Consider the following 12,880-nt stretch of genomic DNA (forward strand, 5'->3'; position numbering starts at 1 on the left):
CATCATCGTGATCACAGGTAGCTCAACGTGACGGTTGCGGTGGCATTGGCAGCCCCCGCGGTGATAGACGCACCTGTTTGGTAGTAACGCGCTTGGAGACTAATGGTGTAGTTGGCCGAACTCGTCTGATTAAGGGTTAGTCCCGAAGGTGTCGCCGTGTTGAACTGAACCGGTGTGCCGCTGGAGTTGGCCAACTGAATGCCGATGCCAGTTGCCCCGCCAGACGAGAGATTCATCACGCCGTTCGTGGCGTTCGCAACACCGTTAGTCGGATTGACGCTATACCCGATGGAATTCTGGGCAAGCGTCCCCGTTGTCGTTCGCGAAGTGTCGGCATTAAAAGTCGTATACGTAGACCCGAAGAATGCCGGACAGTTGTTCAACCGAATATTGACGGGCACCCATGTAGCCGTAGTCGTACCTACGCCTCTCAGCTCAGTGGTTAAGTGCGCACCAAGGTTGACCGACACGTTGGGTGTCGTACAAGTACTGGAAATGATGCTGACTTGTCCGATGACAGTGGCCAACAAGAAGCGCGTGGAATTACCGCCGTCCATACTGACTTCAGATGTTTGGAAAGTAGGCAAGCCAGCGGCAGTTATTGTGCCGGCACCCACTGTGCTACTGATCTTGATGAGATCCAATCTGAAATTGGAACCATTTGTAAAGCTAATAGGATTTGAAGGAGCCGGGTAATTAACGATCCCACCGTGGCCTGGCACCGGAGTTGTGGCGCCATTGATTCGCACTCCTATACCTGGAATGGCTGTTTGGTAAACCGGGTAACCCGAAGGATCAACGTAACTCGACAGTGGATAGGGCTGACTCACCAAGGATGTCTGTACCTGATAACTTCCAGCCGTACAGAGCAATGTAGGCACGACGCTACTCGCGTAACCCATCTCGTAGATGACCGTCCCAATGGGTGCGTCTCGCCCAACCGTAGCGCTACCAGATAAGGTTCCCACTTGGGTCACCCATGTTGGTGTTGTGGAGGTGTATTGACAATTACCCGCTGCAAACGCCGTCTTTGCTGTACCCAAAAGCAAAAGAGCGAACGTTGCCAGCGCAATACGCATCCAGCGCGAGGCGCCAATAGCAACCTCGTAGTTTTGAGATGGGGGAGTCAAGTACGTTGTCATACCGTGTCACTCGCGGTTAACCCGTGAGAAATGTAATTGTGTCTTAGAGGCGCATATTCCGTTACGCCGTCGAGCCACATGCTGTTGCCGCCGTGGTTGAGCACGGCAACAGTCTTAGTGATCGATGAATTTGCGTGTTGTGTAGTAGCCGATGCCTTGAGCACGCATGGCGCCTGGATTTTTTCCATATCCGTGCGCACACCCTTGGCCTGAGGCTTGAGTTGCACCTTGATCTGGCACGAATCCGCCTCGCCGTCACCCCACTGCACGGTGATGACGCCGGACGATTGCATGTCGCGGACGTAGAGTCGGCTTGCCTGGCCGGCGACCCCGATGTTGTCGCCTTTCTCGTCCAGCACGTTGGCGCCGAACGGCACGGGACGGCCATCAGGCAGGTTTGTTTCAACCAGCAACGCGCGGCCACTGGTGGTTTCGTAATTGAGCAGTGTCACCGTGCCTGCGCGCGGGGCTACTTTTTCCTTGGTGGACTTCAGCTCCACACTGGTACTGGAGTCCTTGGGATCAAGCTCGACGGTGTTGAGCTGATAAGGCTGCAGATACGGCACGACGGCATAGCCGTTTCCATCCACCACCGAACCCTGACCGCTCATGATGCGAGCGCCTTTGGCGTTAGGCGCGTGCACTAGGGCAATGGTGTCGCCTGTGGGCGGCGAGAAGGTGAAGCCACCCGCATGCAGTATCAGCGAGCCCGAGGTGCCGACACTCGCCTGCGAATAGTTGGTGCCATAGCTGTAGCTGCCAGCGTAATTGCCATGACTGCCGTTGTACTGGGCGTTCACGCTCGCGTTGGTGGCGCTTGTGTCATGGCTTAGGGTGGCGCCGTAAGCCAAACGCTGCTCGCTGCCAAGTGTGCCGCTGACGCTGGCTTGCTCGTTGGTGCCGCCTTGCTGCGAACGGTTGACTAGCGTATTGAAGATCGGCGCATGCGCGCTCCGCCCCAGCGGCATAGAAAGCGTGAGGAAGATGCTGGTGTCGACGCGACCTGGCGTGGTGGGTGCACCCAATGCCCCGGTGATATCGCCGGGGATGACATCCGTGATCGGACTTGTGTACGCCGAATTGGCAATCGTCGTGTCGCGCGTACGCTGTGCGCTGATGCTGTAGTTGAGCAGTTTCCAACGATTGCTATAGCCCGCACTGAAATTTACCTGGCGGCCCCGCGCGTTCCAATAGTCGAGCACGGAACCGGTCAGAAAGAATTGGCCGTAGCGATCGCCAAGGTTCTGGCTGATGTTCACATCCAAGCGGTTGCGCTGGCGCTGGACGTTGTCGGGGTTCTGACCACGCGCTGCAGCATCACGCATATACGTAGCGTCCTGCAGACCGACGTAGCCGCTGGTGGAATACCGATAAGCAGCGACCGCAAAGTTGGTGCCAGTGTCGACGAGATTTTTGTTATAGCTCAACCTAACGCTCGTGCCCGTCGTGGCCGAGTGCCCGGGTACGCGATTGCGCGCTTCGGTTACGTCGGCTGCGAAAGCGCCCACTTTGGTATTGAACGCCGCACCACCGATCACCGATGCGTAATCAGTGGCCAAAGTGGCACCGCCATACGCCGTGACCAGGTTGGTGAGGCCGCGTTGATACGTGCCTTGCAACAGGGTCGGCTCATCCACCAGATTGAGCTGGTTGATCTTGCCGGCCGCCAGACTCCAGCGCGTCATACCTGGACGCAACGACATCGGCACCGCGGCAAAGGGCACCGTGAAGCGCTTTACGCGACCATCGGCTTCGATCTGCTCTACATCCAGATCGCCACCGTAGCCCGTGGGGGCCAAATCATCGATGACGTACGGACCAGGCGCCACGTTGGTGTCGTACACCACATAGCCATGCTGGCGAATAATCAGATGGGCATTCGTATCGGCCACGCCGCGCACGATGGGTGCATAGCCGCGCAGCGAGTTGGGCAGCATGCGATCGTCACTAAAGAGACGCACACCGCGCAGGCGCACGCTATCGAACAGATCGCCCGACGTGAATGTGTCACCCGCCAACATTTGCGCGCCCAGTGACGGGATATCGTGCTGCAAGAAGGTGGCACTGGCCTGGTACTTGTTGCCCTGACCCTCGGTCCACATGAGCGAGCCGGTGTGGTTGACACTCCACGAACCAAAGTGCTGTGACAGATTCAAGCCGAGATAGCCGCTGGCGAGCGCGCGATTGCCATCGTCGTTGCGGTAGAAATTGGCGTTGTAACCGATGACCGCAGCGTTGATGCCGCTATTCCATTCGGAAGGATCGACCCACCCGCGTGCGTTGTGCGACGAGTAGATTTGCGGCACTTCGATGGTGAGCGTTTGTTCGCCACCGTCGAAGCTGGTGGTGGCACCGGGAATGTAGTCCCTCAGCGGACTGCAGAAACGACCGTCCGGAACAGGCTTTTTGTCAGGATGCGTGGTATCGGCGGCGACTTTTTTCAGATCGACGCCGTAGCTCGCAAGCGAGGCTTTGTCGAAACAAGGTAATACGTCCTTGCCATCCGGGGCAACGTCCAAAACGATATCGGTATTTGCACGCCAGACGCGATTTAGAATCACGTCGCCACGATAGATACCCGGCGCAACGGCACCACTCTTTTCAAAGCGCGAGAGATCCACCTTCGGCGCCATGCCTGCAGGAAAGAAATCCGCATCGAAGGTCACCGCCGTCGCCGCTGCGGGATCGGCCGATGGACCGGCGGCAGGATCGACAGCTGCCGCACGTAACAACGACGGTGAAATCAGGGTCGCGATGATCCAAACGGACAGCAGTCTCTGGCGCATGGGCGCCACAGCACGGATACGTTCCGTTTTGCTGGACTGCTTGGTGGACACAACAATCTCCCGGCGAAATAGAAGACTCCTGAGGCCGTGCCAGACACGGCCTTGGATGAACTAAGGCAACAACGGACTTATTGACCGAGCGGCTTTACAACCTTGTCGAGCGCGCCAAAATCATTGATGGTGGTGAACACCACTTGCGCACCCGCACCTGGGTCACTGTTAAGACCTTCGATGGGGAAAACCGTGGACGCACCCGGCGCAACCATGCCGCCGTCGCCGTTGATCTCGCGGTCACCCGCTTTCACGCCAACGTGTGCAAACGACACGTGGTAAGGCGTAGGGTTCGTAACTTGCACGGCAAAGCCTTTGCCCTTGGTATTGGGCACCACTTTCCATGTGAGCTTGTCGCGAGCCGTCGCTACGTCGCCCGACAAACCCGTCGGACGGAAAAACAATTTGATGCGCGTACGGAAAGCGAACTGCAGATGGTTCTTGCCGTCTTCGGCAGCCTTCGGTGGCACTTCGAGCACGTTCACCCAGAACAGGCTTTCCTTATCGGTCGGCAACGGTTCTTTGGTGTAGACCAAACGCACCGCCTGCCCCTTGGACGGATCGATACGGAAAACCGGGGGCATCACCGTGAAAGGCACTTTTGCCGTGTCCGGCGTGGATTTTTCATCGCCGTCGTCCAGCCATACCTGCACGAGCGCGGGTTGGTTGCCCTCGTTGGTCAGCTTGACGGTAACTTCCTTGTCTTGGGCCGGATACACGACACGCGTGCCGCCGATCACCACGCTGGCTTCGCTGCGGCCGGCGAACACGCCCGCGAGTAAGAGACAGCCTGCCATGGCATAGCGCATTACGTTATTCATATATCACCTCAAGAATGTCTCGGTGACCGCGCCATGCGGCCACCGAGATAGGGAGCGATTGCTACAACCGATTAGTTGTAGACGACCTGGTACAGCACGTCCGTGCTCACCAGACCCGCCGTCGCGCCGCCGTTGACAGCCAGGTACTGCGCCTGGAAGTCGATGGTGGCGGTGTTGTTGGCGATGGCCGGGCTCTGCACAGCGTTAGACGGATCGTTCAGAGCGATCGCCGTACCGGTGCCGTCGAGCACCTGCACTTCGGTGTTGGTCGCCTGGCCGCTGAGCGCGTTAACCAGCGCGCCGGTGGCCGGATCGATCTGCGGGCTGGAAGGCACGAACGACATGGTGGCGACCTTGCCGTCCTGGCAGGTGCTCTGGCCCGGGCCACCGATGATCACCTGGAACGGCTTGTTGCCGGCGGTGTCGGTAGCAGCGGCCAGCGCGGTAGCCGGAACCGGATCGAGGGCGACGGTGAAGTTGCCCGTGCCGCCGTTGGTGCCAGCGCCGCCGGTGACGGTGCAGGTCTGGTCGGTCACAGCACCCGTGAAGGTGATGGTGCCGCCGGTGGAAGCCGCTGCGCTGGCAACGCCAGTCGCGGCAATGCCCATAGCAACAACGAGTGCCGAGGCGAGTTTGATGTGCTTCATTGGTTACAGTCCTTTAGGCTTTTTTCGAGAAAATTTCGCCGTCGTGGCGAACGACTTCGTAGCCCGCCACGAGGCTGGCAACAAAGAAGGTTTGGTGTGGACTGTCGCGAAATCCGGCGCACCAACGAACGACGGACGCTGTCCGTTTCGTTGCATGCCTGACGATTGATGTAGCTCGGTTACTTCGCGGAAAACATCCGTACGCAACTAGTGAGTCACTTTCGGTGCCCGAAAAACGCTCATCTATTGCGCGACACCATCGTTCCCTTCAAGTGGGAACGGATGGTGAAATGCTACGTATCGAGCCCATGCCTCAGGAATCGGACCGGACTGAAAATTGAAGAACTCTGAGGGCGGGATGGTCAGCCGCTAGCCATAGCGCGTAAGGCTGCGACGAGGATGCGAACCGCTTCGCGTGTACGCGGTTCGACAATGCGGTTGTAAAGCATCACCTCCGTAAGTGGCAGCTTGGGCAAGCCCAAGCGTTCACTGACATCGGTGATAGTCGGTGGACAAACCCGACGGGGCAATGGCGCAACGGCCAATCCTGCAGACGCCGCAGCCACGACAGCGGGTAATCCTCCACCTACGAAGACCTCTGTCCAGGCGATACCCGCATCGTCCAAGGTCTTTAAAGCCATCGCCCGCACCGTACAGGGCGCGGTTAATGAGGCGATGCGCAAGGGTTCATCCGGACGCTGCTCCCAATGCGGCACGGCACACCAACCATAGGGCTCAGCGAAAAGGGGCTCACCGTCAGTGCGCGCGCTGTCGCGGCAAACAATGGCGACATCGATCTCGCCGCGATCGTAGGCACTCAACAGATGATGAGAGGGACCGATGCGCACTTCGATGCGAAGCGAGCGATCGTAGGCACCGACTTTGGCCAGCATGCCCGGCAATTCCATGCCCGCCGCCTGGTCGCTGATACCCAGGCGCAAACTCAATCGCGCGGGAACATGGCCGTTAAGCGCACGCTCGTGGGCGTCGAGCAGCTCTCGCGCGGCGACAAGGAACTCAGCGCCCTCGGGAGAAAGGCCGACCTTTCTTGGCGTACGTTCGAGCAGGCGGCGGCCCAGCCTGTCCTCCAGGCGCTTCAGCTTCAGGCTAACCGCGGATTGGGTGGTCTCCAGCGCCTCGGCAGCCCGGGTGAAGCTGTTGAGGTCAGCCACCAGCACGAAGGCCTGCACCGCGTCGAGATCCAGCGGGCGGGCCAGATATCCATTTTCAACATTCATGACTGAAATATCCGACCATGAGTTTTCATTATCTTAGGCCGGGTCTAGCATGATTGCCATGCTCGATTGAGCCCCCCCTCCCCAGGAGTCATGGAATGAATACGCATCACGCCGCCGGCGACCCGCGGCGCTGGCTGGCTTTGTCTGTACTGCTGACGGGTGCCTTCCTGCCGCCGCTGGATTTCTTCATCGTCAACGTGGCACTGCCGTCCATCCAGACCACGCTCAAGGCAAGCTCGGCCGAACTGCAATTTGTGATTTCGGCCTACGCGGCCACCTATGCAGTGTTCCTGATCACCGGGGGCCGGTTGGGCGATCTGTATGGCCGTCGGCGCATGTTCCTGCTCGGCATCAGCGGCTTTACCCTGGCCTCTCTGCTGTGCGGACTGGCGGTGTCGCCAAGGATGCTGCTCGCCAGTCGCATGCTGCAGGGCATGGCTGCTGCAGCACTGGCGCCACAGGTGCTGGCGTCGATCCGTGTGATGTTTCCGCCGGCAGAACAATCCCGCGCGCTAGGACTCTATGTCGCCACCTTCGGCATGGCCGCAACGTTAGGGCAGTTGCTAGGTGGCGCGCTTATTTCGGGGCATTGGTGGGGTCTTGGCTGGCAGCTCATCTTCCTGGTCAATTTGCCGGTGGGTATCGCCGCATTGATCGGTGGTTTTTGGCTGTTGCGCGAGTCGCGCGCGCCGCATGCGTTGAAGCTCGACCTGGGTGGCGTGGCGCTGCTATCGATTGCCCTCGGCTTGCTGGTCTATCCGCTGGTGGAAGGCCGTGAACAGGGCTGGCCGGCCTGGACGTACGCGATGCTTGTCGCTTCGGCAGTGATGCTGGCCGCATTTGCGCGATACGAAACACACGTCATCCGACAAGGCGGCTCTCCGCTCATCGATATACGCCTGCTTCGCGAAGGTGATTTCGCACTGGGCATCGTGATCACGCTCGGCTTTTATCTGACTTCTTCCTTCGTGCTTACCTATGCCGTCTATATGCAGAGCGGGCTGCAGCGTAGTGCGTGGCAAAGCGGCCTGGCGACCTTGCCATTCACCATCGGCTATTTCTGCGGATCGATGCTCGCTTCGCGCATGATCACTACTTTGGGCAACCGTACGCTGCCGCTATCGTGCACGCTTCAAGCGGTGGGTTTCGGCATTGTCGTGGCGGCGATCACGCATAGCCTGCCGCAAAGCACATTGCTTCCGGGAATCCTGCTTGCAGGACTGGGCTTTGGGATCGCGATGCCGTCGTTGATCCGCGTCGTAATCAGCAGTGTTGACGCACTGCACGCCGGACTTGCTTCAGGCATGGTGATCACTGCCTTGCAGATCAGCGCGGCGTTGGGTGTGGCGATTATCGGTGGTGTGTTCTACAGCGTGCTCAACAAACAACAAACGCTGCACGCTTATGCACATGCGTTCGCAACAAGTCTAAGCTGCAATGTCGCAGCACTGGTCGTCATCATCCTGCTTTCCCTGGCATTGGGACGCAGCCGGCAACAAATTGCAAACATCCCGGCGGTAACGCTGGATTGATTTCGGAAACATGGAGCACAGGACGACCTGCGCTCCATGTACCTACTTACAACTCACGCAAGGCCGTCGTAACAGGCAAGCGTGCCGCCCGTATCGCCGGGAACAAACCACCGACAAAGCCGATGGCCAGCGCCCATTTCAATCCCTGCCACAACAGCTCGGGCGAAACCTTGAAAGCAAACGAGAGCTGTCCGACTGATCCGGCGGCCATGGTCGACGCGGTATAACCGTTGAAAATCATCCAGGCGACCAAGCCACCGAGCAGGCCACCGAGCAATGCCAGCAGCATCGTCTCAAGCATGATCGCCACCACCACCGGCACGCCACGGAAACCGATCGCGCGCAACGTGGCGATTTCGCGAGCGCGCGAAGCCACCGCCGCGAACATCGTATTGAGTGCACCGAAGACCGCGCCAATCGCCATGATCAAGCCTACCGTGATGCCCATGATGCGCATGACCTTGCTCATGCCTTCAGACTGCTTGCTGAAATAATCCAGCGTGGTGTCGGTATCCACCTTCAAGCGCGGATCGGCCGCCAACGCCGCCTTGAAGCCGTCATAGGCTTGCGGATTGGTGAGCTTCACCGTGACCGAAGCACGGCTGCTGCCACGGCGGTAGGTGGATGCCACAGTATCGGCATCGCCCCAGATCTCGGAATCGAGCGCATCGTTCGAAGCGAACACGCCGACCACCGTCCACACCTGATCGCCTAACGTCACCTCGTGCCCGGGTTCAAGCCCGGCAAATTGACGCTGCGCACCCTGCCCCACGATCAATTCACGCATGCCCGGGGTGAACTTGCGTCCGGCAATGATCTTGAGATTAGGACGCACCGCCCATGCCTCATCGCCCACACCACGCAACTGCACGCTGCCTTCATCATCCGGACCGCCGTTCTTGACCGGCAGATTCGCGGCGACAACGATTTCCGGTGATGCAATGGGCTTGCCCTGGCCGTCGCGCGCAATACCTGGTGCTTGCGGCACGACGACGACGCTGTCGTGATCCATCACCGACATCACCTCGCTGGCCGAGCCGCCGCGCATCACGATGGCGGTATCTTCGCTACCCGTTTTGCGCAGCGTTTCAGCGTAGCCATCACCCATCGCAAGCAGCGCGACCAGCACACCCACCACACCGGCGATGCCAATAATCACCACCGATGAGGAGCCAAGCCGCTGCCTGATCGTGCTGACGCCAACCATCGTCACCGATGCGGCCTGACGCCCGCGGCGAGTCAACACCATCCACAGTGCAAACGCGATGGCCAGCACCAACACGGCCTGCCAGGGCAACATCGCCCACGCGAACAGGAATACCGCCAACACAACGATCAATCCAAGATTGAACAGGAAATTCATGACATGCTCCTTAGCGGCCAGCCAACGCATCGACAATGTTCAGGCGCATCGCACGCCACGCCGGCAAGAAGCCGACCACCAACCCGATGGCCACCATCAAGGCGATTCCCAGCAACCAGCTGCCTGCACCTACCGTTGGCAAATTAAGCAAGCCGCCGCTACCCGCGCTTACGCCTGGAATCAGGAACGAAGCCAGGCCGATGCCAATCACGCCGCCAATCAACACCAGTAGCAGCGATTCGGCCAGCACCATGGCCAGCACCGCATGATTGGAAAAGCCGATGGTCTTGAGCACCGCCAGCTCGGACGTGCGTTCGCGCACGGCCTGCATCATGGTGTTACCGGTGAGCAGCAAGAGCGTAAAGAACACCGCACCCATGATCGAGCCGACGATCAGGCCGATGTCGGCAAGCTGCTTCATCCATGATGCGGACGCAGCGGCTTCCGTTTGCGTACGCGTCTCGTGATCGGAATTGGCGGAAATCGCGTCAATCGCTTTGGCTACCTTGTCGGCCTGGTTGGCGTCATTCACGCTGACGACGTACCAGCCCACCGTGCCGCCGTTGTAAGGCGTGCCTTCGTCGAAGTATTTCCAGTGCATCAGGATGACTTGGTCGTACCAGCCGGCGCTCTTGTCTTTGGCATGCATCACGCCGACGATGTCGAACTTCCAGTTCTTGCTGCCATCGTGCTGCGGAAAGATGGTCGATTGCAGCGGAATCTGATCACCGACCTTCCAGTGGTATTTGTCCGCGAGCACCTGGCCAACGATAACGCCGGTCTGGGTACTGGCGAATGTCTTGCGCGCTTCGTCGCTGACTTCCACTTCCGGATACTGGTCGAGGTAGTTGTCACTCACCGCAAAGCTGAAGATCTGGTTGTGTGGATCCTGGTAGGCCCCGCCGAACCAGTTCGCGTAGGCGACCGACTTCACCCCAGGCACATGCTCGATCTGGCCACCCAACCCTTGCGGAAGCGTCTGGATGAAGGACAGCTTGGAACCGGTTTGCAAACGGCGCGCGCCATTCGCGCTCTGCCCAGCCTGATCGAACGAGGTGCGTACGGCGTCGAGCATGCCGAACAGCAAGAAAGCCGCGACGATCGAAATGATGGTCAGGATGGTTCGGGTCTTGCGCCGAAATAGCGCCGCCCAGATCAGATGAAAGTATTTCATGGAAAATTCCTCTGCGACGCCCCTTCTCCCTACAGGGAGAAGAGCCTGCCCCGGACTCGATCCGGGGTGCCCGAAGGGCGGATGGGGGCATGGCTTGCCACGAATTACGCCGCCACCTGCTCGACCAGGGTGCCCTTATCAAGATGCAAGGTGTGGTCCGCATATTCGGCAGCCTTTGGATCGTGCGTCACCATCACAATCGTCTTGCCATGCTCGCGATTGAGTTGACGCAACAGCCCAAGCACCTCCTCCGCCGACTGCCTGTCCAGATCGCCGGTTGGCTCGTCGCAGACCAGCAGGCTGGGATCGGAAACGATGGCGCGTGCGATCGCCACGCGCTGCTGCTGACCGCCTGACAGCTCTGAGGGCTTGTGCGAAGCGCGCTCTGCCAAGCCAACCAATTGCAAGGCAATCGCCGCGTTTTTACGCCGCTGCGCCGCCGAAAGCTTGGTAAGCAACAACGGCAATTCGACGTTCTTCTGCGCGCTCAACATCGGCATCAAGTTGTAGAACTGGAACACGAAGCCCACGTTCGACGCGCGCCAACGCGCCAACGCACCCGCACCGAGTTGATCGATGCGCTGACCGGCTACGGTGATGCTGCCGCCGGTTGGCGTATCCAGGCCACCGACCAGATTGAGCAAGGTCGTCTTGCCCGAACCCGATGGCCCCATCAAGGCGAGGAAATCGCCTTCTGCAATATTGAGATTAATGTGGTGCAGTACTTCCACTTTCTGCTTGCCGCGCTCGTAGACCTTCGAAAGATCGCGGATCTCGATCAACGTACCCATAGCTACAGCCTCCCGAGTGAGTCTCTATCGCCGGCCGGTCAATGGTCGACAGGTGATTCGTCAATGTGCTTGCACGGTGACATCCGAACCGTCTTGCAGTACATCCGGTGGCGAAAGCACCACATCGTCGCCTGCATTCACGGAAGCAGGGATCAAACGCATATCGCCATAGTCTTGTGACGACGGTTGCACGGCCTGCCGCCGCGCCTTGCCATGCGCGACGATAAAAACGCTGTCCGAACCCTCACGCTGGACGATCGCCTTGGCCGGCACCAGCACGCCCTTGGGCGCTTGCGCGGCCACAGCAGGCTTCGTTTCCAGGAAGGACACGCGCACGCCCATGTCCGGCACGATGCGGGCATCTTTCTGCTCTAACGCCACGCGCACTTTCACGGTCGCCTTGCCGCGATCGGCAGCAGGCACGATGGCGATCACGTGCGCGGGAATTTTCCAATCCGGGTAGGCATCAAGCACCGCTTCTGCTGGCATCTTGGGAAGGACGCGGCCGATGTAGGCCTCGTTGACGTCCACATCGACTTCCAAGGAATTCATGTCCACGATGGTGCCAACACCGGTGCGCGTAAAACCGCCACCAGCCGAAAACGGTGATATGACTTCGCCGATCTGCGCATCCTTGGTGGTGATGACGCCATCGAACGGTGCGCGTATCACGCAGTAGTCGAAATTCACCTGTGCCTGCACCGTATTGGCATCGGCAGCAGCCGCCTGCTTCTGCTGCGAGACCAGCTGCGCACGTGTGCTGTCAGCAAGCGTGCGCGCCTGCTCGGCAACCTGCTTGGACACGAGTCCTTGTTTGGCGAGTACATCGTCGCGCGTGGCATCACGCAGATTCTGCGCCAACTGGCTCTTATATTGATCAACCAGCGCATAGGCAGCCTTGGCTTGTGCAGCCGCAGTGTCCAGCGCAGCTTTGTAGGCACTGTCGTCCAGGCGCGCAAGGATCTGATCTTTCTTGACGCGATCCCCTTCCTCGATCAGCACTTCGGTCAAGGTGCCGGTGATCTGCGCAGACACGGTGGCTTGGCGACGCGCCGTGACATACCCGGTTGCCTGCAACACGGCGCCTGCTGACGGATCGCTCCCCGCCGCAACCGCGGTTGCGGTATGCACTGCAATAGCGCGATGACTGGACATCCACCAGCCGCCGACACCAAGCACCACGATGGCCAACACGATTGCAGCAATGATCCACACCCAGCGCCCCGAACCACCACTGTTGTGATCCTCACGCTGATGGCGCTCGATGCGCAATTCCTTCAAAAGATCCGTGTTGCTCACGCGTCTACCCCATGTCCCTGATGAAACGCACGATAG

Annotated in this window: 10 protein-coding genes; 1 reads left to right on the top strand and 9 read right to left on the bottom strand. The window is 59.3% G+C overall.

The features are described 5' to 3' along the window. Positions 1-11 precede the first annotated feature (11 nt). The 5 genes from ISN74_RS15535 to ISN74_RS15555 form a co-directional block, all read right to left on the bottom strand. Entirely contained in the window at positions 12-1,142 is a 1,131-nt protein-coding gene (locus ISN74_RS15535) for a fimbrial protein (RefSeq protein ID WP_188800077.1), read from the bottom strand. Next, the gene (locus ISN74_RS15540; protein WP_188800078.1) at positions 1,139-3,979 is read right to left on the bottom strand and encodes a fimbria/pilus outer membrane usher protein; all 2,841 of its coding nucleotides are present in this window, start codon (positions 3,977-3,979) and stop codon (positions 1,139-1,141) included. The genes ISN74_RS15535 and ISN74_RS15540 overlap by 4 nt, the downstream gene beginning before the upstream one ends. 77 nt (positions 3,980-4,056) lie before the next feature. Beyond that, on the bottom strand, positions 4,057-4,800 hold the full coding sequence (locus tag ISN74_RS15545) for a fimbrial biogenesis chaperone (protein WP_188800079.1): 744 nt from the start codon (positions 4,798-4,800) through the stop codon (positions 4,057-4,059). A 71-nt stretch (positions 4,801-4,871) separates the two neighbouring features. After that, positions 4,872-5,447, bottom strand: coding sequence for a fimbrial protein (locus ISN74_RS15550; RefSeq protein ID WP_188800080.1), 576 nt, complete (start codon positions 5,445-5,447; stop codon positions 4,872-4,874). 362 nt (positions 5,448-5,809) lie between these two features. After that, positions 5,810-6,685, bottom strand: coding sequence for a LysR family transcriptional regulator (locus ISN74_RS15555; protein ID WP_188800081.1), 876 nt, complete (start codon positions 6,683-6,685; stop codon positions 5,810-5,812). A 95-nt stretch (positions 6,686-6,780) separates the two neighbouring features. Between ISN74_RS15555 and ISN74_RS15560 the strand changes: the two genes are divergently transcribed. Further along, positions 6,781-8,217: an MFS transporter gene (locus ISN74_RS15560; protein WP_188800082.1), complete on the top strand. Its 1,437-nt coding sequence runs from the start codon at positions 6,781-6,783 to the stop codon at positions 8,215-8,217. A 46-nt stretch (positions 8,218-8,263) separates the two neighbouring features. Here the strand turns inward: ISN74_RS15560 and ISN74_RS15565 are convergent, their stop codons facing one another. The 4 genes from ISN74_RS15565 to ISN74_RS15580 all read right to left on the bottom strand — a co-directional run bounded on the left by ISN74_RS15565 (position 8,264) and on the right by ISN74_RS15580 (position 12,844). Beyond that, the gene (locus ISN74_RS15565) at positions 8,264-9,580 is read right to left on the bottom strand and encodes an ABC transporter permease (RefSeq protein WP_229679314.1); all 1,317 of its coding nucleotides are present in this window, start codon (positions 9,578-9,580) and stop codon (positions 8,264-8,266) included. Positions 9,581-9,590: 10 nt separating this feature from the next. Beyond that, entirely contained in the window at positions 9,591-10,754 is a 1,164-nt protein-coding gene (locus ISN74_RS15570) for an ABC transporter permease (RefSeq protein WP_188800084.1), read from the bottom strand. Positions 10,755-10,858: 104 nt separating this feature from the next. Continuing rightward, positions 10,859-11,545, bottom strand: coding sequence for an ABC transporter ATP-binding protein (locus tag ISN74_RS15575; RefSeq protein ID WP_188800085.1), 687 nt, complete (start codon positions 11,543-11,545; stop codon positions 10,859-10,861). A gap of 60 nt (positions 11,546-11,605) precedes the next feature. Continuing rightward, a complete protein-coding gene (locus tag ISN74_RS15580) occupies positions 11,606-12,844 on the bottom strand; it encodes an efflux RND transporter periplasmic adaptor subunit (protein ID WP_188800086.1) in 1,239 nt (412 codons plus the stop codon). Positions 12,845-12,880 lie beyond the last annotated feature (36 nt).

Source organism: Dyella caseinilytica (assembly GCF_016865235.1).
GTDB lineage: Bacteria > Pseudomonadota > Gammaproteobacteria > Xanthomonadales > Rhodanobacteraceae > Dyella_B > Dyella_B caseinilytica.